18 protein-coding genes and 1 pseudogene are annotated in these 23,223 nt (G+C 68.9%); 9 read left to right on the top strand and 10 right to left on the bottom strand.

The annotated features are described in order from the left end of the window. Positions 1-33: 33 nt before the first annotated feature. The 5 genes from AC0OLQ_RS24725 (at position 34) to AC0OLQ_RS24705 (ending at position 5,756) form a co-directional block, all read left to right on the top strand. A complete protein-coding gene (locus AC0OLQ_RS24725; protein ID WP_484528268.1) occupies positions 34-1,065 on the top strand; it encodes a LacI family DNA-binding transcriptional regulator in 1,032 nt (343 codons plus the stop codon). A gap of 183 nt (positions 1,066-1,248) precedes the next feature. Further along, entirely contained in the window at positions 1,249-2,367 is a 1,119-nt protein-coding gene (locus AC0OLQ_RS24720; RefSeq protein ID WP_484528267.1) for a sugar ABC transporter substrate-binding protein, read from the top strand. 1 nt (position 2,368) lies between these two features. After that, complete coding sequence (locus AC0OLQ_RS24715) at positions 2,369-3,331, top strand: carbohydrate ABC transporter permease (protein WP_484528266.1); 963 nt, start codon at positions 2,369-2,371, stop codon at positions 3,329-3,331. A 2-nt stretch (positions 3,332-3,333) separates the two neighbouring features. Next, positions 3,334-4,182 carry a carbohydrate ABC transporter permease gene (locus AC0OLQ_RS24710; RefSeq protein ID WP_484528265.1) on the top strand — a complete coding sequence of 283 codons (849 nt, stop codon included), beginning with the start codon at positions 3,334-3,336 and terminating at the stop codon, positions 4,180-4,182. A gap of 29 nt (positions 4,183-4,211) precedes the next feature. Next, the gene (locus tag AC0OLQ_RS24705; protein WP_484528264.1) at positions 4,212-5,756 is read left to right on the top strand and encodes a glucoamylase family protein; all 1,545 of its coding nucleotides are present in this window, start codon (positions 4,212-4,214) and stop codon (positions 5,754-5,756) included. A gap of 221 nt (positions 5,757-5,977) precedes the next feature. Here the strand turns inward: AC0OLQ_RS24705 and AC0OLQ_RS24700 are convergent, their stop codons facing one another. Both AC0OLQ_RS24700 and AC0OLQ_RS24695 read right to left on the bottom strand, forming a co-directional pair. Further along, positions 5,978-7,831 carry a GH39 family glycosyl hydrolase gene (locus tag AC0OLQ_RS24700; RefSeq protein WP_484528263.1) on the bottom strand — a complete coding sequence of 618 codons (1,854 nt, stop codon included), beginning with the start codon at positions 7,829-7,831 and terminating at the stop codon, positions 5,978-5,980. Between the two features lie 760 nt (positions 7,832-8,591). Beyond that, a complete protein-coding gene (locus AC0OLQ_RS24695) occupies positions 8,592-10,517 on the bottom strand; it encodes an Hsp70 family protein (RefSeq protein WP_484528262.1) in 1,926 nt (641 codons plus the stop codon). Positions 10,518-10,843: 326 nt separating this feature from the next. Between AC0OLQ_RS24695 and AC0OLQ_RS24690 the strand changes: the two genes are divergently transcribed. The 4 genes from AC0OLQ_RS24690 to AC0OLQ_RS24675 all read left to right on the top strand — a co-directional run bounded on the left by AC0OLQ_RS24690 (position 10,844) and on the right by AC0OLQ_RS24675 (position 15,793). After that, positions 10,844-13,471: a transcriptional regulator gene (locus AC0OLQ_RS24690; RefSeq protein ID WP_484528261.1), complete on the top strand. Its 2,628-nt coding sequence runs from the start codon at positions 10,844-10,846 to the stop codon at positions 13,469-13,471. A gap of 77 nt (positions 13,472-13,548) precedes the next feature. Beyond that, entirely contained in the window at positions 13,549-13,941 is a 393-nt protein-coding gene (locus tag AC0OLQ_RS24685; protein ID WP_484528260.1) for a nuclear transport factor 2 family protein, read from the top strand. A 165-nt stretch (positions 13,942-14,106) separates the two neighbouring features. Continuing rightward, positions 14,107-14,694 carry a GIY-YIG nuclease family protein gene (locus AC0OLQ_RS24680; protein WP_484528259.1) on the top strand — a complete coding sequence of 196 codons (588 nt, stop codon included), beginning with the start codon at positions 14,107-14,109 and terminating at the stop codon, positions 14,692-14,694. Positions 14,695-14,965: 271 nt separating this feature from the next. Continuing rightward, on the top strand, positions 14,966-15,793 hold the full coding sequence (locus AC0OLQ_RS24675; RefSeq protein ID WP_484528258.1) for a hypothetical protein: 828 nt from the start codon (positions 14,966-14,968) through the stop codon (positions 15,791-15,793). A 172-nt stretch (positions 15,794-15,965) separates the two neighbouring features. On the opposite strand, the gene AC0OLQ_RS24670 is transcribed toward AC0OLQ_RS24675, so the two are convergent. From AC0OLQ_RS24670 to AC0OLQ_RS24635, 8 genes and pseudogenes are all read right to left on the bottom strand, one after another. Next, positions 15,966-16,862: a hypothetical protein gene (locus AC0OLQ_RS24670; protein ID WP_484528257.1), complete on the bottom strand. Its 897-nt coding sequence runs from the start codon at positions 16,860-16,862 to the stop codon at positions 15,966-15,968. A 598-nt stretch (positions 16,863-17,460) separates the two neighbouring features. After that, positions 17,461-17,664 (bottom strand): annotated as a pseudogene (locus AC0OLQ_RS24665) (helix-turn-helix domain-containing protein); the annotation flags it as partial. Positions 17,665-17,947: 283 nt separating this feature from the next. Further along, the gene (locus AC0OLQ_RS24660; protein ID WP_484528256.1) at positions 17,948-18,388 is read right to left on the bottom strand and encodes a VOC family protein; all 441 of its coding nucleotides are present in this window, start codon (positions 18,386-18,388) and stop codon (positions 17,948-17,950) included. Between the two features lie 356 nt (positions 18,389-18,744). Beyond that, entirely contained in the window at positions 18,745-19,308 is a 564-nt protein-coding gene (locus tag AC0OLQ_RS24655; RefSeq protein ID WP_484528255.1) for a helix-turn-helix domain-containing protein, read from the bottom strand. A 490-nt stretch (positions 19,309-19,798) separates the two neighbouring features. Beyond that, complete coding sequence (locus tag AC0OLQ_RS24650; RefSeq protein WP_484532418.1) at positions 19,799-20,833, bottom strand: NlpC/P60 family protein; 1,035 nt, start codon at positions 20,831-20,833, stop codon at positions 19,799-19,801. Positions 20,834-21,278: 445 nt separating this feature from the next. Next, complete coding sequence (locus tag AC0OLQ_RS24645; RefSeq protein ID WP_484528254.1) at positions 21,279-21,668, bottom strand: hypothetical protein; 390 nt, start codon at positions 21,666-21,668, stop codon at positions 21,279-21,281. 41 nt (positions 21,669-21,709) lie between these two features. Beyond that, entirely contained in the window at positions 21,710-22,111 is a 402-nt protein-coding gene (locus tag AC0OLQ_RS24640; RefSeq protein WP_484528253.1) for a hypothetical protein, read from the bottom strand. 121 nt (positions 22,112-22,232) lie between these two features. Continuing rightward, positions 22,233-23,222: a DUF932 domain-containing protein gene (locus tag AC0OLQ_RS24635; protein WP_484528252.1), complete on the bottom strand. Its 990-nt coding sequence runs from the start codon at positions 23,220-23,222 to the stop codon at positions 22,233-22,235. Position 23,223: the final 1 nt, after the last annotated feature.

Genomic DNA, 23,223 nt, shown 5'->3' with positions numbered 1-23,223 from the left:
TTTCTGTGATGCACGTTACGGATCGAGGAAGCGATGGGCAACAGCCGCATGAACGTTCGCGAGATCGCCAAGCTCGCCGGCGTCTCCGTGGCCACCGTCTCCCGGGTCTCCAACGGCACCGGACAGGTCTCCGAGGAGATGCGCCGCCGGGTGCTGGAGGCGATCGAGAAGCACGGATACCGGCCCGACCACCTCGGGCGGGCCCTGGCCGCCGGCCGGCACGGCGCCCTCGGCCTGGTCTTCCCCGGCCTGTCCGGCCCCTACTTCACCGAGCTGATCCAGGGCTTCGAGTCCGAGGCGGTGCCCTCCCGGGCCAGCGTGCACATCCTCTGCACGCACCTGCGCTCCGACTCCGACGACCAGGTGCTGGAGATGGGCCGCCGGGTGGACGGCGTCGCCGTCATGGGCGGCACCATCTCCGACCAGGCGCTGCTCCAACTCGCCAGGATGGTCCCCGTGGTGGTGGTCGCCGGCGAGGGACCCGGCGACATCCTCTCGGTACGCGCCGATAACGCCGGCAGCATGCTGGCACTCACCCGACACCTGCTCGCCGACCACGACCTACGCGAACTGGTCTTCGTCGGCAACCCGGCAGGCTCGCCCGACGTCAGCGAACGCTGGACCGCCTTCCGGCGGGCGCACCACGACCTCGGCGTCGAACCGCCCGCCGAGCCGGTTGCGGTCAGCATGCAGCAGGCCGACGGGGTGCTCGCCGCCGACCAGTTGCTGGCCGGCGACACGCCCCGGCACGCCGGGCTGGTCTGCGCCAACGACGAGATCGCCCTCGGCGTGCTGGTCGGCGCGCTCGGCCGGGGCCTGCGAGTGCCGCAGGACCTGGTCATCACCGGCTTCGACGATATGCCGGCCGCCGCCCTCGTCACCCCCTCCCTCACCACGGTCCGGCAACCCGTGCGCGAGCTCGCCGCCGAGGCGGCCAGGCTGATCCTGCATGCCGCCGACCAGGCCGGCAACGCCTCCGTGGGCGGTCTCGTGCTGCCCACCGAACTCGTCCTGCGCCGCAGTTGCGGCTGCCCGGTGCCCCCTACTGGAGGTACCGGCAGGTGAACCAGGTCCACCACCAACCCCTGGAGGTACGACATGAGAAGTAGGCGGTTAGCCGCCGCGGCCGCGGTCGCCTTGGCCGTTTCGGTCGCGCTGGCCGGTTGCGGCCGTGACTCGGGCGGCAGCCAGGAAGAGGCGAAGTCCGTCGGCGCAGGCAAGGCGAGCGGGGACATCACCGTCTGGGCGATGGGCACCGAAGGCGAGAAGCTCGCCGAGTTCGCCAAGGAGTTCTCCACCGAGAACCCCGACGCCAAGGTCTCCGTGACGGCGGTGCCCTGGGACGCGGCGCACCAGAAGATCGCAAGCGCGATCGCCGCGAAGCAGACGCCGGACGTGTCGATGATCGGTACCACCTGGCAGGGCGAGTTCGCCAAGTCCGGTGCGCTCGACCCGACCCCGCCGGAGCTGATCAAGAAAGACGACTTCTTCCCCGGCGCCTGGGACACCACGATCGTCGACAGCACCTCGTACGGCGTCCCGTGGTACGTCGAGACCCGGCTGATCTACTACCGCAAGGACATGGCCGCCAAGGCCGGGTTCCCGGACGGCCCGAAGACGTGGGACGACCTCAAGGCCATGGCCAAGGGCATGAAGGACAAGGCCGGCGCCAAGTGGGGCCTCAACCTCCAGCCCGGCAAGACCGGCAGTTGGCAGTCGGTCATGCCGTTCGCCTGGTCCAACGGCGCGGACGTGGCCAGCGCAGACAAGCTGAACTTCGACTCCCCGGAGATGACCGAGGCGCTCAGCTACTACCAGTCCTTCTTCAAGGAGGGCCTGTCCCCGACGGCGCTGCCGGATGGCGCGCTCGAGCCCGGCTTCGTCAAGGGTGAGATCGGCGCGTTCATCTCCGGACCGTGGCACATGGGCATCGTCGAGGAGCAGGGCGGCGCCGGCTTCAAGGACAAGTACGCGGTTGCGCAGATGCCGATGAAGAAGTCGTCGACCTCGTTCATCGGCGGCAGCAATCTCGCGGTCTTCAAGGACGCCAAGAACCGTGACGGCGCCTGGAAGTTCGTGCAGTGGCTGAGCAAGCCCGAGGTGCAGGTCAAGTGGTACCAGGCGGTCAAGGACCTGCCCGCGGTGCAGTCGGCCTGGAATGACTCGACGCTCTCCGGCGACACCTTCCTGGCCACGTTCGGCCAGCAGCTCAAGAGTGCCAAGGCGCCGCCGGCGATCACGACCTGGGAGCAGATCGCGGCCGCGTTCGACCTCGAGGTCGAGAAGCTGTGCAAGCAGAACGCGGACCCGGCCGCGACCGCCAAGGCGATCCAGGAGAAGGCGAGCGCCATCGGGACCGGGAGCTGACATGGCCGACGCCTCCGCGGCGACGGCACCGGCGCGACCGGTCGGGGCGACCAGCCCCGACCGGCCCGCCGGGTCGGTCCGGCGGCGGCAGCGCCTGCGGCGGGCGCTGACCGGCTGGGCCTTCTCCGCGCCGTTCACCGTGCTGTTCACCGTGTTCATGGCGCTGCCGGTGGTGGTCTCGCTTGCCATGAGCTTCACCGACCTGCGCTCCACCGACCTGCGTAACCCGCTGGCCGTCAACGTCGTCGGCATCGACAACTACACGCGCCTGTTCTCCGATCAGCTGTTCCTGCGGTCGTCGGTCAACACGCTCGTGTTCGTCGTCGTCGGGGTGCCGCTGACGATGGTGCTGGCCCTGGCCGCCGCGACGACGCTCAACTCTGGGCTCGTACGCTTCCGCGCGCTGTTCCGGGTCGGTTTCTACCTGCCGGTCGTGGCCAGCATCGTGGCGCTCTCAGTGGTCTGGCGCTTTCTGCTCGACCCGGAGGTCGGGCTCGTCAACAACCTGTTGCGACTGGTCGGGATCGACGGGCCGAACTGGCTGTACGACAGCAAGCTCGCGCTGCCGTCGCTGATCGTCATGGCGGCGTGGCGCAACTTCGGCTTCCTGATGGTGATCTTCCTGGCCGGACTCCAGGCGGTGCCGGCCGACCTCTACGAGGCGGCGACGCTCGACGGCGCGACGCGGTGGCAGCAGTTCCGCAACGTCACCCTGCCGATGCTGCGGCCGACGCTGCTCTTCGGCGGGGTGGTCACCGGCATCGGCTATCTCCAGTTCTTCGAGGAACCGCTTGTCATGACGCAGGGCGGCCCGCTCTCCTCGACGCTGTCGGTGTCGTTCCACATCTACAACCAGTTCGGCTTCGGCAACTACGGCTACGCGGCCGCCGGCAGCTACGTGCTTTTCCTTGCGATCGTGGCGCTGTCGGTCGTGCAGTTCCGCCTGCTGGGGGAGAGGAACTGACGATGGCCACGAAGGACACCGCCCTGCGTACCCGAGACCGGGTCGCGAAGACCGTGCTTTACGTCGTCCTGCTTCTCGGGCTGCTCGCCGTGGCCGGACCATTCGTCTGGATGGCCCTCTCGTCGCTCAAGCCGGAGCGGGAGATCCGCGACGTGCCGCCGACCTGGTGGCCCGAGACGGTCACGCTCGACAACTTCCGTGGGCTGTTCTCCCGGCTCGACTTCCCGCTCTACTTCTTCAACTCGGCACTGGTCGCGACCCTGGTCATGGTCGGCAACCTGCTGTTCTGCTCGCTCGTCGGGTACGCGTTGGCCAAGCTGCGATACCCCGGCAAGCGGGCGCTCTTCTTGGCCGTGCTCGGCATGCTCATGGTGCCCGGCATGGTGACCTTCGTCCCGCAGTTCGTGCTGGTCAGCAACATGGGCCTGACCAACACGTACGCCGGCCTGATCCTGCCGTTCCTCGTCGGACCGTTCGGCGTGTTCCTCATGCGGCAGTTTCTCCAGTCGATCCCCGACGAGCTCATCGAGGCGGCCCGGGTCGACGGCGCCGGCGAGTTCCGAATCTTCTGGCGGGTGGTGCTGCCACTGTGCAGGCCGGCACTTGCCACCCTCGGGATCCTCACGTTCCTCGCGTCCTGGAACAACTTCCTGTGGCCCCTCGTGGTCGCCACGACGGAGGACAAGTACACGTTGCCGGTCGCCCTCGCGCTCTACAGCGTCGGCGAGAACGAACGCAACTACGGCCTGCTCCTCGCCGGCGCGGTCGTCGTCGTGCTCCCGGTGCTTCTCGTGTTCCTGGTCCTCCAGCGGCACTTCCTGCGCGGCATCGCGACCACCGGAATCAAGTGATCCATCCCCCCAACCAGACAAGGAGAGCCATGCGACGCCTTCTCGCACCGCTCCTCGCGCTGGCGCTCGTCCTGACAGGCGGCTCGGCCGCCGGCGCGGCACCCGACGAGCGCGACCCCGACACCACCCTGCTCCGCTACGCCACAGACACGTGGCGGTCGATGGCCGCCATGACCGACCCCGGCACCGGCCTCATCGCCGACAACATCACCGGCGACCTCGCCGCCGACGGCCGCGCCACCTACACGTCCCCCACCAACATCGGCGGCTACATGTGGTCCGCGGTGGTCGCCAGCAGGCTCGGCATCATCTCGCGTCCGGAAGCCCGCGAACGGATCGCCAAGACCCTCGACACGCTCGCCCGGCTCAAGCACCACACCCCGTCGGGCATGTACTACAACTGGTACGACCCGCGGAACGGCTCAGTCGTCACGGTCTGGCCCGACAACGGCGACACCGTCTACCCGTTCCTGTCCAGCGTGGACAACGGCTGGCTCGCCGCCGCCCTCAACGTGGTCAAGGGCGCCGTGCCGGAACTGCGCGGCAAGGCCGACGCGATCCTGCGGAAGATGAACTTCGGCTTCTACTACAACCCGACGGCGACGACCCCGTTCGGGGCCAGCGGGCTGATCGCCGGCGGCTTCTGGGACGCGCCACCCCCGGGATGCTCGCGGCCGCGCGACGGCGTGTGGTTCACCTGCAACCACTACGACATCACGGTCACCGAACCGCGCATAGCGACGTACCTCGGCATCGCGATGGGCCAGATCCCGCCGAAGGCCTACTACAACACCATGCGCACCCTGCCAGCCACCTGCGACTGGAGCTGGCACGAGATGCAGCCCGTCGGCTTCGACACCACCTACGAAGGCGTTGCGGTGTACGAGGGCGCGTACCGGTACCGCGGCATCCAGTTCGTACCCAGCTGGGGTGGCGACATGTTCGAGGCCCTGATGCCCGACCTGTTCGTGCCCGAAGCGAGGTGGGCGCCCAACAGTTGGGGCCGCAACCATCCCGCGACGGTCGCCGGCCAGATCGAGCACGGGATGAATGACGCCAGGTACGGCTACTGGGGCTTCTCCCCGGCCAGCGACCCGGCCGGCGGTTACATGGCCTGGGGCGTCGACGCGATGGGCATGGACACCGACGGCTACCCGTCCGACGCCCAGCGCTCGAAGTACGACGCGGGATTCGGCGACTGCCGCCCGGCCGGCCCGGACCCCAACTACGGCGACGGCGTGGTGACCCCGCACGCGGCGTTCCTCGCTCTCCCGTACGCCAAGGCAGCGGTCGTCGACAACCTCGCCAGGCTCAAGGCCAACTTCGACTCGTACGGCCCCGGCGGTTTCTACGACGCCATCGCGGTCGGCAGCGGCACTGTGGCCAAGCGCCACCTGTCGCTCGACCAGGCCATGATCATGGGTGCGCTCGGCAACGAACTCGCCAACGACCTCGTCCACCGCGCGTTCGTCTCGCCGGAGTTCGAACGCCGGATCCGTCCACTGATCGCGAAGGAGACGTTCAACGTGCCGGCCAACCAGAACCTTCCGCAGCTGCGCGAAGCCGCTTCATGACATGAGCGACATCGCGACGCAGGCGCCCGCCCATTGACCCGGCGGCGCCGCCGGAGCTGGTCCATCCCGTTGATCAGGGAAGTAGAGCCCTCGGCCGCCCGCCGAGGGCCCTACTTCCCTGATCGAGCACGATCTTGTGCCGTGGTGCGAGCCTGCGGAACCGCGCGGCCGCAGACACATCCCGGCGTCGCTGGGACGGCGCCGGCCGGGGAAGACCCGCCTCAGGCCCCGCAGACCTGCACCAGCACCGCCCCGGGCTGCGGCACGTCCAGCTCGATCACCGCGGCCCCGGCCTCGGCAGCCGGCTGCACCTTCTCCACCGGCAGTTGGTCGACGGCACGCAACGCGACCCACTGCTCGTCCGTCGGCCACTCGGCAACCCCCAGCCGATCGGCGAGAGTGGTGATGTCACCATGCTCCCGGTCAAGCCGGGAAACCAGGGCGGGCCGGCCGGCCGCGCCCTCGATCACCAACCGAATCCGCCGGGCCAGCGCCGGGTCCCCGTCCCGCTTGTCCTGGTCGAGGGTGGCCACCCAGACCAGGATCGCCAGGCTGCCGTCGGCGCGCCGGCTGGCCCAGGTCTGCACCAAGCCGTCGGCACCGTCGCCGGCGGCCCGTACCGGCAGTTCGACCTCGCCGAGCTGGGCGAGCATCCGCAGGGCGTGGTAGCGCGGCTTGGCGATGCCGCCGACGGTGAGCAGGCCGAACCCGCCGTGCAGCAGCCTCGGCGGCCGGCCGAGTTCCTCGAAGTGGTCGCTGGCTACCCAGTAGGACAGCGCGTCCACCCTGCCGGCGGCCGACCGCATGCCGGTGAGCAGGAAGGTGCCGGCCGAAATGCCGTCGTTGACCGGGTGGAAGTGGGTGGGGGTGACGCCCCACTCGGTCCACAGGATCCGCGCATCGGGGAAGCCGAGGCGGGCCAGGGTGGGCCGCAGGTCCAGCGGCGGGCTGCCGTACGTGTGGGTGGAGACAAAGTCCACCGGTGCCCCGGACCGCACGGCATACTCCAGCAGCGCGTCCACCCAGCCGGCGGCCGCCGACGAGGGTCCACCCACCGGGATCCGCGGGTCGACGTCCTTGACCGCGCAGGCGGTCACGTCGTACAGCCGCATCCATTCTACGCGGCTACCGGTCCAGAAGACCTCCAGATTGGCCTCGTTCCACACCTCGAAGTCCCAACCGAGCACCTGCTCGCCGTACCGGTCAAGCAGGTGGGCCACCAGCGCCCGAACCAGCCCGGACCACCGGTCCCAGTCGCGCGGCGGGGAGATGATGCCGCGGTAAGTGAAGACGGTGCGGTCCGGGTCGCTGGCCAAGTCGCGGGGCATGAACCCGATCTCCACCACCGGCGTCATTCCGATGCCCAGGAGCAGGTCGTAGATCTGATCCACCCGGCTGAAGTCGTACACCGGCTCGCCGTCGACCTCGCGATAGACGCCGAGGTCGTCGTGCAGGATCGAGTGCGCCCGCACGGTGCTCACGCCGATCTCCTCGCGTACCCGGCGCAGCGCGGCCAGCAGTTCGGTGCCGATCTCCCGGCCGCCGGAGTATTCCTGGCAGAGCAGTTGGGACAGTCGCTCACTGCCGATCATCAGCTGCCAGGGCCGGTGCAGGGTGGTGCCCGCGGCGTCCGCGTCGAGGCGCAGCGTGACGGTGGGCGGTTCAGCGGCGGCCGGCAGCGCAGCCGCCGGGACTGGATCGCTCAGCGCGCCGGTCACGGTCACCTCAGGTACGGCGGCCACCGCGTACGCGTACCGCTCACCCGGGGTGCCGGTGGTGTCGACGTACCAGGTGTCGGGAACGGAGAGCACGTCTCCGCCGAGGTGATCCACCGGGGTGAACGGCCCGGACACCCGGTCGCCGTCCAGCGTCGCACGATGCACCAGGTAGCCGACCGCGCCGTCGACGGGCTCCCAGGAGAGGCGGACGTGTCCGTGGCCGGGGGTGACGGTGAGCCCGGCCGGCGGTGGCAGGTCGGGTAGAGCGGCCGTGCCGCCCTCATCGCTGCGCCGAGCGAGCCGGGCTTCCCAATCGGTCCGGGCGTCGGACGGCTCGGGTCCGCTGGCGTTCGTCACCGGGTACCTCCTGACGGTCGTGATTGAGCCGGTTCGAGGACTGTAACCGGTTACCGTCGGTCGTGCGATCCGCTGTCGGCGGCGGCTGACTCGCGCTGCGCACCCCGTAGCTGACAGGAAACGCCACCCGGGACTCGGTCCCTCGCAGCCGCTCGACTCGGCGGGCTGGAGCGCCAGCGAGACGTTGCGAGAGGCCGACGTTAAGAGCGGCCGGCAACAAGGGCCGCCGATCGAAGAGCATCAGGTGCTCGGTCAGATCCAGACGGCGACCCGGGATCGGGGCCGGTGCCCTGTTGAGGCTCGGCGCGATCCACACCGCGACCATGGACAGAGCCGCAGCATGCGCCATCGGGCGATGTGGCGCGGTGGCGTCCGGTAGCTGACTCCGAAATGCAGACGATTAACCCATCGGTGCTGCCGCCGAGCCGGAGGGCGATGAGTCTCTCCTCGGAGACGGCATCACGCTGCCGCCCAGGCCGTGCTGGCCAGGTTCGGACATCGCCTCGATCACAGATCGGGTCCAAGCCTAATCGCCGTGACGGCTGCGGGAGGACGATGCCGAGGCTTACCAGCTGCACCCGGGGTGCCCACATCGGCGCGTGTACCGCAAGCAACCCGCCGAGCGGCGCGCCGCCGGCGGTGCCAATACCGGCTGCGTCGCTCTGTCGCAGTTAGACGGTGTTGGTGTGAACCCGGAGTTCGAGACGCGCGGCCTTGACGGAAGGTCAGGTCCCTGTCCTCGGTGTGCTCCTGCAGGTTGTCAGCTGGTCGTGCCGTCCAGGAGACGGCGTAGCGCCTGCTCGGCGGTGGGGAACGCGAGTCGCAGTGTGTGGCTGGTGAGCCGGACTGCCCAGCAGGTGAGGGCGACGAGGTATCCGACGATGAGTGCGCCGTTGGTGTCGTTGGTGAAGACGATGGCGTAGCCGATTCCCAGGCCGGGTGCGGTGACGACGCGGATGGTGCGGCTTCGGCTGGTGGTCAGGGCGGTGGCGACGCCGAGGAGCGCGGCTCCGGCGCTGCCGATGAGGCCGGGCATGCCGGTCAGGTCGACGGGTGGGGTGATCGTGAGTGCTGCCCGCATGAGGTAGATGCCGGTGGTGGCGATGGTGGCGTGCAGGATCGCCGGCCGGGTGCGCCCGAGCCAGGCGGGAAGGTCGTTGGCGGGGATCCGGGGTGCGGTCGCGGCGATGACGGCGGCGCATACGGCGAGAGGCAGCGCCGAGGTGAGGGTCCATTTCAGGTACGGGCTGTAGTCGTATCGGACGGAAGTGCCGGTGGCCAGGCCGTAGAGGCCGGCGGCGACTGCGCCGCCGACGGCGGCGGCGAGGTATCCGCGCCGGATGAGGCCACCGGTCGCGGGCTCGGGCGCCGACGTGCTGTGTGATCCGGCGAGCCAGGTGGTGGGGGCGAGGTGTGCCACGGCGAATGCCATGAGCATGGCGAGGGCGCCGGCGGTGCCCAGTTGCGGTAGGGAGGTGCGGACACCGACGACCCGCAGGAACGTGGTGGTGATGTCCGCGGTGAAGATCGCTTGAAGGAGCAGGGTGAGTGAGCAGGCGCCGAGCAGGAGCGCGCTGGTCAAATCCCGGACGCGGAGGCGGACCCGCGGTAGGTGGGTGTTGGCGGCGGTGGGTGTGTGCTGCTGTGGTGCCGTGAGCGTCAGGGCGCCCTCGGCGAGGGCGTGGAACTGGTCGGCCAAGACTGCTGGTGTGAGGCCGGTGGCTGTGGTGAGCCGGTCTTGCAGGCCGGGCACTGCTTCGGCTTGGCGCAGGATGACGCCGCTGAGGTGTTGGCTGTCGATGTCGGCCGCGTCGAGGGTGTCCCGGACCGCGTCGTGAACCCTGTCGAGGAGGGGTTGCGCCGCGATGGCGACGTCGTCGTGGGTGATGACCGCGGGCTTGCGGGGTGCGGGGAGCAGCACCGGCGCGCGATCCTGCGTCATCAGGAGCTGTCTGGCCCGGCGGACGGATTCCAGCAGCGCCGCGCCGTCCTGGTGCTGCGTCTGCTGAGCGATCTCACCTCGCAGCGGGTCGTCGACCTCGGTGGCCGCGTCGACGATTCGCTGGGCGAGAACCTGGTTGAGGTCGCGGGGTAGGTCGATCGATCGTGTTGCCAGCTCGCGGTATCCGTCGGGGCTGATCTGAAGGATGGTCAGGGTGACCGGATGGCGGTCGGCCTGGCAGATCAGCAGGCAGGAGCCCTCAGGTGCGGTGAGCCCGTGGGCTCTCGTGTAGGCGGCGAGGGCTGCTGGTGCGGTGACCATGGCAGGGGCGGGCAGGTGAGCGCGGGCTGCCGCGTCGGCGAGTTGGGTCCGGCGGCGTGGTCCCCAGTTTGGTGGGATGGTGACGGTGAGGGCGGTGATCGGCTCACCGGCCTGACGGGCGGCCCGGTCGGCGACATGCCACAGCTGGGCGGCGAGCAGCTGCACGCCGTCGATCGGTTCGTCTGCTGCTGGTCTGCCGAGCAGCAGCTCCAGCGGGTCGCTGACGAATTGCTGGTTCGCCGGCGGTTGGGACGCTGCGGGCACTCCGACGTGGATGTGGCCGGTGGGGTCGAGGGCGACGCCGTGGGGCATGACGAGGCGGCCGTCGAGCATGACGGGGATCCGGGCGCCGGCCCGGTCGACGGTTGCGGCGATGGCCGACGAGTTGAGATCAATGGATAGTCGGCTGCCCCCGTTTGGCATGTGCGGCAGTCTCTCCCGGCGGGGGAGTGGATCGTCAACCTCGGTCCCGCGCAGTGATCTCTTGTGCGCGTATGGTGAGAACCCTTCTCCGCGAGGTGGCGATCGACAGCCATCCTCATGTATGCGGGAGGAAGGTCAGCATCGACGCGGATGGAGGCATAGTGCCGCAGGAGTCGGGGGACAAGGGCAATCGGCTAGCCGAGTATGCGCGTCCCACGGTCTACGCGCCGCACGAGTCGTCATCGCCTCGGCCCCCCGGACGGCGGTCGGCGGCCGCGGGCCGCGCAGTTCGCGCCGGCGCGGGGACCCTGGTCTTCCTGGTCGGCGTGCCAGCGCTGCTGTGGACCGTCGGCGGCGACCCTGGGCGACGGCTGCCGACGTGGCCGCAGGTCACCGCCTGGTTCAGCCAGCCGAGCGAACGGTTCAGCCCGCACGTGCTTACTGGCGCGGCCGTCTGGGTGCTGTGGCTGCTGTGGGCTGTGTTCGCGCTGCTTCTGCTCGCCGAGCTGTTCGCAGTGGTGACCCGGTGGCGGATCCCGGCGCTGCGGCTTCCGGCGCCGCTGCACCGGCTCGTGTTCGGCCTAGCCGGCACCGCCGCGATCGCCGTCACCTCCGTCGGATCCCTCAACACGGGGAAGGACGTTGACAGGTCTGCGGCCGTCGTCGCCTCCGCTGAAGGCGGCGGTGTGATTCCTCGGCAGGCCGCAGCGCGAGGTCCCGCGCTGATCCGGGTCGCAGACACCCGCTACCTCTACACCGTCGAGCGACACGACACCCTGTCCACAATCGCCAAGCAGTGGCTCGGCGACGCGGACAGATGGCCGGAGATCTGCAGCCTGAACAAGCACCGCCACTTCCCTCGAATCGGCGGCACCCTCCGCCACTGCGACCTCATCTACCCCGGCTGGGAGCTGCGGCTCCCCGCCGACGCCCGCCCACCGCAGACCGCCACACCGGCGACACCACCCGCTGCGCCGGCGCCGCCCTCACACTCGCCCGAGACCCTGTCGCCATCGCCCAGTGCCGCCGCAGACTCGCCGAATCCCACCGTGCCACCCGCCACTGCCGATCAGGAAGCAGCACCGATCCCCAGCAGCACGGCAACCCCGAGCGCCCTACAGTCCACCTCGCCTGCCCCGGCAGCGACCGCCGCCGCTACCGCGTCGGCGTCGCCTTCCGCCTCGCCAACTGTCGGTGACACGCAACGCCCGACCACGGCAACCGACGACCAGGGCGTGCAGCTATCACCGTCCAACTGGCTGCCCTGGTCACTAGCTGCCGCGATCAGCGCCACCGCCGCCCTGGTCTGGTCGCAACGCCGCCGTCGGTACACCGGTGAGCCCGAAGCCGACCCACCCACGCAACTGCCACCACCAGTGCTCCACCTGCGCCGCGCCGTGGCCCGCAACCCCGAACTTCCGCATCCGGACGACCACCACACCGAGCCGCCCGCACTCGTCCCCGACCTCGTGCCCATGCAACCCGGCGGAACCGGCATCGTCGGCGACGGCGCGCACGCCGCAGCCCGCGCCACCCTGGTCGCAGTCCTGGCATCCGGCGGCCCACACGAGACCGACGCCCGCGGCGAGGTCATCATCGACGCCGCCACCCTGCAAACACTGCTCGGCCCCGACACGGCCGCCCTCGACCCGTGGCCACGACTGCACGTCGCCAGCAGCACCGATGACGTGCTCACCGTGATCGAAGCCAAGCTCCTGCACCGCAGCCGCATCCTCGACGAACACGCCCTCACGGATCTGGACACCCCGCGCCAGCAGACCCCAGACGAGGAACCGCTGCCACCGATCATGCTCATCACCCAAACCCCGCCCGCAGGTGCCCACATGCGCGCCAAGACCGCACTCACCCTCGGCGCCGACCTGCACGTTTCCGCCCTGCTGCTCGGCGAATGGACCCACGGCCCTACCGTCGAGGTGGACCCGGAGGGCCACGCGACGCTCGTATCTGGTGAGGCGGCCGAGCCGATACCACCGCGCCTGCCCGTACTCGACCACAACATGGCGATCCAGATCCTCACGACCCTGCGCGAGGCGCAGACCGGCGAACCGCCAGCTGTTGCGTCACCCGCTATACCGCTCACGGCCGTCCCACTGCACGCCCACCGAACCCACACCAAGCCCGACCAGCCTGCCCCGGTCACCGCGCCCTCCGCCGAGATCATCACCCGCAAAGCACAGCTCCGGGTGCTCGGCGAGCCGCGGATCGACAACATCACCCAGCCCGGCCGGCCACTGCGCGCCAAGGCCCTCGAGCTCGCCGTGTTCCTCGCCTGCCACCCCGACGGAGTCACCACCCGCGAGATCGGCGAATACCTCGAACCCGACGCCCGCCTCAGCCAGGCCGACCAACGCGTACACACCAACGTCAGCAACCTGCGGCACGTCCTGGGCCGCGCCGGCACCGCGGACACGAAAAGCGCCTACGTCATCAAGACCGCTGGACGCTATCGAATCGACCCGGCCACCGTCGACGTCGACGTCTGGACGCTGCGCGACCTCCTGCGGACCGCGGCCATCGCCAGCGGCCCCCGCCGCCGCGACCTGCTCATCGCCGCCTGTGACCTCTACGCGGCGCCGCTGGCCGACGGTCAGGACTATGAATGGCTCCAGCCGCACCGCGAAGCCGTACGGCGCTGGGGAACCGAAGCCCACCTCCTGCTCGCCGACGACCTCATCGGCAGCGACCCGCAGGCCGCATCCGACCTGCTCGACAAGGCCATCGGCCTGGACCGCTACAACGAAGCCCTCTACACCCGCGCCATGCACGCCCGCCACGCCCTCGGCGACGCCGACGGCATCCGCACCCTGCTACGCGCCCTGAGCAAAGCCCTCGCCGATCTCGACGCCGAGCCCCAGGATGAGACCAGCGCCCTGGCCACCCAGCTTGGTGGCAGCTACCCGCAGCTGCCGCCGAACCAGCTTCACAACATGTGACGGGAGGGCGAAAGCGACAACCGAGCCGCCCTCGTGCCGACGAGCGTGCGCTCTGCCGCGGGCGAAGCAGCCTGGCGGTGATCGACCCGAGCCGTGAAACTCGCGGCATGGGATCCCAAGAGCCAGCGGCTCAACAGGAGCAGCTCAAGTTGCTCTACGCGGCGTTCAACCGCCGGGACATTCCTGCCGTGCTGGCAGCGCTCGCGCCTGACGTGTCGTGGCCGAACGGGTGGGAGGGTGGCATCGTACGAGGCCATGGCCAGGTCCGCGCCTATTGGAGGCGCCAGTGGGCGGAGATCGACCCCGTCGTGGTGCCCACAGCATTCCATACCGGGGACGACGGTCGTGTCACCGTCACCGTGCACCAGGTGGTGCGTACCCTGCACGGCTGTGTTCTCGCCGACCACGTGGTGAAGCATGTCTACCGGTTCGCTGACGGCCTCGTCGTGGATATGGAGATCCAGGATTGACGACCACACAATGGCGGGCTGTTCTGCCGCCGACCGGGCGCGGCCTGCTGATCGGTTTGTCAGTATCCGTGGCCGCCGATTGCGGCGCTGCCGAATCTTTCGTTGAGAATCCGGTGTCCTTGCGACCCCGGCCACGATCCGCCCGGGACGTCTAGGATGGCCTCGATGACCACTCCCGAAACGCAACCCGACGACGTCCCAACCGACGGAGCCCGGATCGAAGAGGCCCTGCGGCTGCTCTCCGGCGTGCCGGTCGGACTCGATGTCGCCGTCAAGCGGCTCAGCCGTGGCAGCGGTGTCTACGCCTGGTGGGCTGGTCCTTCGATCTTTCCCGACCTCCCCGGGCCGCCGAATGAAAGCACCCCGTCGCTACGGATGCTGTATCTGGGACGGGCGACCAGCCTGCGGGGCCGGATCCTGCGCAACCATCTGAGACGTTCGGGCAGCTCGACTCTGCGCCGTACATTGGCCGGGCTTCTTGCGTCCGAGGGATACCGAACGACCTGGACCGATCGGGTTGTCCTGGTCCCTGAGGATGAGGCACGGCTGACCGCGTGGATGTACGCGCACCTGCGCTTGACCTGGGCGGAGGACGCGGAGCCGGCGACCATCGAGGCCGAACTTGTCCGGCGTGAGCACCCGCCGCTCAACGTACACGGCGTCAACCCCGAGTACATCCAGGCGGCCGTGGTCGCCGCCAAGAACTCATACAACGCCAGCAGCCGCCCGGTCGAGCCCTCGCGAACGCTGTAACCGTTGCCCGGCACCCGTACGGGTACCGATGCGCGCTCATGCCGCCGACCGTGCGCTACGCACCGTCACGGCAAGCGGATCGAGCCGGCGCCCGGCCGTTCCGAAAGTAGGGCGTCGGTCGCGAGCCGAGGATCATAGGGTCCGATACCACGAAGATCATCGCAACCCGCCAGCCGTTCCCGCTGCACCTCACCGGCTGTAAGCTGCCGTCGTCGTCACGGACGTCCGAGACAGTGCTCGTCACCTCGCAGCGGTAGGAGATCTCCGGCAGATGACGTCGGGCAACGGTTGGCGCTGGTGGCTGAGCGTAGCCGGCGTTGGGTTGGGATCATTGCCGCTGTGGCAAGGTACGCCCCTGCTCGCTGTAGTGGCGGCGATCTGCGGCCTGACCATCGTCGGTGGGTGGGCATGGGGCACCCGTGCTGGACGTGCGACCGGCGTGACCCTTGGTGCCGGTTGGATCGCCGCACTGATCACCACGTTCGCCACCTCGCAATGGCCCCACAACCTGATTGCCGCACCATGGCTCGACTGGTCCGTCGTGTGGTTGCTGATCGGCGGTGTGTGCCTGGCCGCGTTGGTCATCGACCGGAGCGTGCACGCTCCCTCGGCTCGTCACCGAATCGAACACACTCCGCCAGCGGCCCACGCGCGGTGGATCGCCTCTGTGGCACCGCTCGCCAGCATGGTGCTTCTGTGCGGCTGCGGGCTCGGCCTGGTCCAAACCGACGGCGATGGTTCACTGCGGATCGCCGCCCGAAACGACGAGGTCCTTCCGTTACCGGCGTCGCTGCGCCTGGTATCAGCCGACACCTGCGCCGATGGCGGCAGCAGCGGCAACTGCACGGCCGAGTTCGTGGTGACGGCCGCCGACGGTGCCGGCCGGGCAACGACGGTGACCCGGCTCGTCGAGCACCTTCGCAACCGCGGTTGGCCACTCGAGCCAAAACGTGGCCTCTATACCGGCGACCGCGAGACCGGCGGCATCCTGAACTGGACACCGCACCATGCGTGGCTGTACGCCGACGCCGAGCCGACATCCATGATGCGATCGGCGCCACCGCCCGACGCGGTGGTCGTCTACCTCGACAACCTCTGACACAGCCGCGACCCTTGCGGTGCACGCCAGCGGCGCACTACTCACGGCATTCGCTCATTGCCGCGATCAGGGCGCCGGCTCACCGGTCGCTGAACGACCGGATCTGCCGAATTGAGTGTGCGGAGCCGCGCTCGTCGGGCAGGTCATAGCCCCCGCGGCGCGCCGACCGGCGTCAGTCCATTCGCTCGGCGCCGTACCCGTGGCGCATCCGGAACTTCATCGGATCGGTCCCGGTCGCCGTCACGTGCGCGATCAGCACAGACCTCAACGGTTCGGGAATGTCGGCGCGCCGCGAACCAATCCACTCAAGGGACGTGAACAGCTCCGCGGCACCGTCGAGCTGGCTTGGCGTCAACGATGCCGACGTCAACGCGTTGAAGACCGACTCGGTTGGCTCGGTCAGCAGCATGCGCTCGGGCGCCAGCTCGTACCACGGCGCGCCACCCACCGTGGTCGTATGGCGAGGCGGAAACCCAGCCCACGCCACCAGCGTTCGGATGCGCTCGATGGCATCGGGGTATCGCCGGGCTACCAGGTCGGCCAGCCTTTCCTCCGCGCCGGTTTCTCGGCGCGACGCCGCTTCGGCGGCCTCGGCGAGGGCCGGCGGCGCGGCCTTCACCCACTGGAGGCGACGCGCCTCGTCCTCAGCCGCTTGACGGCCCAACATCTGCTGGACCTCGCGCGATCCGGTTAAGCCATGTTCAGCCAACCAGTCGGTCAGGCCAGGGCCATCACGGAGGTCCGCATCGCAACGTCCGAGGCCTCCAATACCGGTCCGATGATGCAGGGTCCAGCGGGCGATCTCGCGGCCGGCGGCATCCGACACAAGGATCGTCGGCCAGCCCAGGCACCGACAGTGATCTCCGGTGCCGCCGTCCACGACAGCCAGCAACCGGGTCAGCTCAGCAATCTCCTTGCCCGACACCACAATCCGAGCCGCGTCGGGCCGGTCGAGCTCGTCAACGGACCCCTCAATGATCAGCACCTCCGCAGCCTCGGCCAGCACACGTTCCACCAGTGCGGTACTGGGAGCCTCGTCACCGCTGTCGATTGGTGGCGCGTCAGTCACAGCGGCGAGCGTACCGGCCGTTCGACAGCCACGATCGCCCAGCGAGTTTGCGGCGGCTCAGGGCAAGTCCTGCGCCGATCGGCCAAACCTCACTGCGACGCCCTAATCTGCCGCTGACCGCGCGCCCGGTCAGCGTCCTGGTGACACATACCGACAAGACGACTGTCATCAATCTCGCGGGAGCAAGCCGTGCCCGTTCCCCGAGTGCCCGCTCACTGCGCAGACTCTTCCTGTCGGCGGTCTCGTCGGGCACGTGTCTGGTGCCGGCGATCTCGGGTCGTCGGCGCACCTGGTCCCCACCGGGCCACCGCCCTGTCCGTTCGACCTTGAGAGGTCCGGCATGAGTTCCGCGGGGCCCGGTGGTCCCAGGGCACGTATGACTGGCGACAGGGCTTCCGTGTCCTGAGACCACTGGGTGCCCACCTGCTGCTGCAACAGCAAGGAGGACACTATGAGGTCGGACAGCACCCCTCGGTCGGTATGGGCAGAGCGCTTTCCTCGTTGGGAGGTCGGCTTTTCGACGTGGTGGAGACCGAGGATGGCCTGCACCATTGCGGTCGCTCTGGGAGGGGCTCCAGCGCAGCTTCGTCAGGATCTTGTAGTACGGCTTCTTATCGTGCACGCGGTCGATCGAGGTCAGCGTTGCGTCGAGGATGACGCCGGCCAGCAGCCGGATCCTGGTCATCGTCAGGTGCAGGTCGTCGGCGGTCGCGGCGAGCAAGGTGATCGCCTCGCGGATACAGCGCCAGGCGGTGGCAACCCCCACCTGGAAACCGGCGGCCAGGCGGGTGAAGGTGTCGCCGCGGTCACCTCGACCAGGTTCGGCCGAGCTGGAGTCGTACCGCCACCAGATAAGTAGCCGCCGAGGGCGCTCGTCAACGATGGCTCGCCGGCGGACCCCGGATTGTCGTCGCCTGACCGCGGACATGAGCACAGCCGGCTAAGCGCCGCAAGCGGTCCAGCCCATGGCCCGCAGTGCCTGCTCGATCACCTCGCCAAGGTGCTCCGCCGTCGGCGGTTCTCACGTGGTGGCCTTGGCCGATCGGCGGTTACGCGCGACTGGCTGCACGGTCCCTCTGGCAGCTTCAGCTGAGCTGTTCGGCCAGACCGACAATGATGCCCTCGGGGCCGCGGACGTAGCAGAGCCGATAGCTGTCCTCGTACTGCGCCAGCTCGCCGACGAGTTCGGCGCCGTGGGTACGCAGGCGGGCAACCACGTCCTCGATGTCGTCCACGGCGAACATGATGCGACGAATGCCCAGCGTGTTCGCCGGTGCATCCTTCGGCTCGGTGCTGATCGCCTTCGGCTGGTGGAACATCGCCAGCTCGATGCGGCCGTGGCCGTCCGGGGTCCGCAGCATCGCGATGTCCTGTCGGACGTCGTCGATCCCGATGACACGCTCGACCCAACGTCCCTCGATCGGCCCCTTGCCCTCCAACTCCATGCCGAGTTCGACGAAGAACGCAATGACCGTGTCGAGATCGTCGACAACGATCAGGACGTTGTCCATCCGCTGGATCGTCATGCGGGGTCCCCTCAGCCTTGTGCGGCCACGGTGGCCGCATCCACTCCTGAGACGGAGCCGCCACGCCGTTCTCGACAGACTGTGCACCTATCTTCTGCAGGAAGTCTCGTGACGAGGCGGTGCCATCACGGGTCAGCCGTACCGCTTCGGACATCAACGGCGTAGGCCAGTCGGACCAGGAAGCCTTCACGTACGCGATCCTCGGTGGGTATTCCTCCGCCGCTCCGAGCGAACCGAGTTTATGCCCGGTGATGACGCACGACGATCGACGGCTGCCTATCTTGCTTCCGCTTTCGGTGCCGTACCGGCCAGGCAGCTCTTCCTGCGCACCGCGGTGCCCGCCTTTCTTGGGCCGTTCACCTGCGCTCGATCGCCTCGGAACGGCAGGGAATGCAGCGGCCAGCCGGCTGACCAATATGCCCAGGCCGCTGGCACCCGCCGCCGGCGCTTGGCGCGGCCGCGCGCCGCCGGTCGGTCCCGGCTGGCACCGGGGCCCGCCGACTCGTCGGCAAAAGACGCCGCCACCCCGGAGTGCTGACGGGCACGTCGCCCTTCAATTGGTCTTCACTACTTCGGGTGACATCCTGGCTGTCACCCCCCGGCGGGCGAATTGTCACCCCCACCGGTTGTTCTGTCGCCCCCGCAGCGGCTGTGGTCCGTCGATTCGCGTGCACCAGTCGATAAACGCGGGTGGCGATGCCGGCGACCTTCGACACGACGAGGCGACCCAGTTGCACGAGCTTGGCCAGGCATCGTTGCACTGTGCGCTCGGAGCAGCCGACGTACTCGGCGAGGGTGGCCACGGATGGCCAGGCGTTGCCCTCGTGGTTGGCGTGGGCGGCGATGGCGATGGCTACCGCTCGCTCGTTTTTCCCAAGGTCTTTCGTGGTGAGCAGGGCAGCCTTGACGGCTTGACTCATGGCTTGCGGATCTCCGTCCGTCAGGGGCCGGGCGCCTGTCGTGGCGCCCCGGGCCAATCTCTGGGTGCAAACCGCCGGCACTTCTCGTGCGGGCGGTGCGTTACGTAGGCGAACGTCCGTTGCTGCGGCGCACGACCTGGCCACCTGGCGACGATCGGCGTGGGGGCCGGGTCTTGGCAGCCGCCGGGGCGGGCATGCCGGAGCGCCTGAGGATGGTGGTGAAGGCGGATCGTGCGATGGCTCACGGCAGGGATCTATGGCGGAGCTTGTAGGCCCCAGGCAGGGCTGGCCATCGCTTGCGCCTCTTCGTCAGCAGGCCCTGTCGGGCGGTGGGGTGATGTTGCGGACTGTCGCCGACGGATCAGCCACCGGCGGACCTGATCCACGCTCAATCCGTCGCCCGGGTCAAGCCACGTCAGCCGGGATCGCCGGCGGACGGTGTCGGCGCCGCAGGTCAGATGCTGAGCAGGCCAGTTGGTGCCGCGCTCGATCAGCCCTCACCCGACGGAGCAGCGATGCGACGAAGCGCTGCGATCTGGTTGATCCAACTGCTCAGCCGAGTGATCCGGACGACGTCGCCGGTCTTCGGGGCTTGGATGACAAGTCCTTCGCCGAGGTACATGCCGACGTGGCGTGGGCTGGCCATGGTGCCTTGGCTGCCCGGGATGAGGACGAGGTCACCCGGGAGCAGGAGCGCCGGGTCGGTCACCGGCTTACCGGCGTTGGCCTGGTCGGTGGTGACGCGGGGGATGGAGATGCCGGCCGCTCGGTACGCCGCCTGCATCAGCGATGAGCAGTCGCACTGTTTATCGGGGTTGTCGGAGTGCGGGTCGGTGCATGATCCGCCGAAGTGGTACGGGGTGCCGAGTTGGTTTACGGCCCAGAAGATGGCGGTCGTGACGGCGGGCGGGGTGTTGGTGGGAAGCGTGAACCCCTCCGGCAGGGCGGCGGGCGCATCGGTGGCGCAGTCCGTCAGGGTGTTGGTCAGCTGCTCCACCAGGTGCACAGCGTCGTCGGTCCACTTGGCGTACGTGTCGGGGAAGGCCGAGGCCTGGACCGCCTGCGCGGCCTGGGCGAGGGGCATCGACTCCCAGCCGGGAACGGTCAGGAGCTTGTCGAAGAATCTGCCTGCCTGGTAGGCGGGCTTGGACAATTGCGCGGCGGTGCCCCAGCCCTGGCTCGGGCGCTGCTGGAACACTCCGATGGAGTCGTGGTCGTTGTTGTCGCCGAGGTGCGGCAGGTTGCGCAGGCCCGATTCCTGCATGGCGGTGGCGACGGCGATGACCCAACCCCAGCGGGGTACGTCTTTGGCGACGCCGACGTCGATGATGGTCGCGGCGGTCTCCAACTGTTCGGTGTCCCACCTATCGGCGCCGGACGGCTGCGCCGAGGGGCGCACGGCGGGCGGGGCGGTGATGCCGCATCCGCTGGAGCCGCCGCCCGTGACGGCCGACAGCAGCAGCATGGGCAGTCCGAAGCAAGCCACGACGACGACGGTGACGACTCCGATAACCATCTTGATCATGTTTCTTCCCCTGAAACGAAAAAGGCCGGTCTCCGCGCGGACGCGCGGCCGGGAACGCTGGTGCGAGAAGGCGGACCGCAAATGTGGATGCGCGGAAGCCTCGGCGCGGGTGCTGCAGAGGAAATCGACGATCAGGCCGGCCGTCTCCCACCGCAGGTGGCTGGTGTCGACCGGGGTCGCGTAGCGCCGGACTTCGCGACCAGCCCCGGCCGGGCAGGTACCGGCGAGGAGCTGAGTGAGGCAGTGATGGTGCGGGCGCAGTGGGACTCGTGGTAGGCGGTGCGCGGCAGGTGACGGTGCGCGAGGCGACGGCAGTCGCAGACCCTGCGCCCGGTTGCGTGTATGCCATGAGGTCTCAGCGCAGGGCCGTGTACGCCTCGGTCGCCGCCGGCGGCAGGCAGCGCCCGAGGCGTACGCGGCGGGATCGATGGCGTCAGGTCGTCATTCAGGTTGGCGGCATGATGGACGCCCGGCCCGGCCCCAAGAGCATGTCGTCCTGGATCCGGCGGGTTTCCTCGGCGGTGAGCAGGTAGGCGGGTAGCCGCGGTACGTGCTCGCGCCAGGCGCGGTGGAGGCGGTGTATGCCGTCGATCAGTAGCGCGCTGGGTGGGTGCCCGGTGACGTCGAGTTGGGCGACGATCAGGGGTTTGGTCAGGTCGGTGGTCATGGCGTAGTAGCGGTTGAGGCCGGTGGTGGTCGGGCCGATCAGGTTGACCCGGTGCGGGTCGTCGAGCCGGGTCAGGCCGTAGGCGGTAGCCCAGGTCATGACGTCGAGGGAGTGGATGTCGCGGGGTGTGGTGGCGATCAGCGCGTCGGCGGCGTCGATGGAGACCATCCAAGGTCCGAAGTGGAACCACTGGTGTTGTCGAGGGCCGGTCAATGGGCGCCTCCGGCCCTGGTGAGGCGGGCGTAGACGGCGATGCAGCGAAGGATCAGCTCGTGTGACGGCAGGGTCAGCAGCCGCTGCCGCTTGTCGTCGGCGAGCCGGTCCCAGATCAGGACCGTGACGCTGGCGGACCACACGTCGACGAGCACTCCGTCGATCTTGGCGTACTGGCGATCGGCGACGATGCGCCGCAGCGTGTCGATGAGGGTGGCGTCGCCTGGCGGGTGATTGGCGTCGTCGGGCCGTTGAGCTTCCGGAAGCAGGCTGTAGCAGTCTTCGCAGGTGTAGTCGATGCGCGGCGGGTCCTCGATCTCCCACTTGTGAACGTCGGCGGCGGGCAGGCCGCACACCGACTGCCGCAGGTCACGAGGGTGGCGGACGTGGTAACTCATCGGCTGGCCACCCGGTCTGCTCCCCACTTCCTCGGTGTGGGCTGTGCCATGGGGTGTCCCTTTCGTTGATGGACCGGGGCGGCGGGTGACCGCCGCCCCGGTGGGGTGAGGAAGGGGGCGGTCAGACCTTGAGCAAGTCGAAGGCGGCCACCTTCAGGTCGCCGACGTTGCCGGTGAGGACCCGGTTGGCGCGGACGATGGCGTTCTTGGCAGGCTGGTAGTGGTCGAGGTACTCGGTGATCGCCTGGTATCCGGCCCATCGGCTGCCGGTGATGGCCTTCTGGGTGTCGGCCTCGCGGATCAGGTACTTGAGCGTGCCGAGGCGTTGTTTGGCGTTGTTGCGGGTCTGCTCGGAGGCGTTGTCCTTGACCGGCCACACCTGCGCCACCACGTTCTCGAACTCGCGCATGGTCAGTTCGGTCTGCAGCATCCGCTCGGCGGCCTTCTCGAAGGTTTCCATGTACTTCCACATCAGACCCAGGGCCTCACGAGCCTGGCTGATCTGGGAGTTGACGTTGGAGGTGTGCCGGAACGTGTAGTGCCCGACCGAATTGGCGAAGGCGGCGCGTTGGGTATTTGCACAGACCACTCTGATGGGACTGGCGTCCACCCGCAGCGCGGCGGTCCCGTCGTGGGAGGTGGTGCCGATCAGGTAGATGTCCAGGCGGTCCACCCCGGCGATCTCCATCGCGTCGGGCAGCTTCATGGTCACGAACACGCTCTTGCCGCGGCGCAGACTGCCGGCGGTCTCGAAGTGGGCGCCACCCACCTGATCGACGAGGCGATCCAGCATCTCGGCGCACTGCTCGTTCTGGACAACCGTGTAGTCGGTGCCGACAATGCCCAGGTACTCGGTGACGCCGGTGACCGGATTGCGGCGCACGGTCATCCGCTTGTCGTCGGCCGGGATCTGCACCTCAACCCCATCGACGATGTCGATGCCGACGGTGCGGATGGTGCGCACACCCCAGTCGCCGAGCCGGGCGGCGGCCATGATCTCCTCGGCCTTCATCGTGTCCTGGGTGACGGTGCCGAGCTGGTGCCAGGCCGATAGGCGGGCGCTGGCGAAGGCGGTCGTTCCGTCCGCGAACGTCTCCAGTTCGTGCGGCACG

This window comes from Micromonospora sp. Utrum1 (genome assembly GCF_057197805.1).
This window is presented reverse-complemented; position numbering and strand designations above follow the sequence as displayed.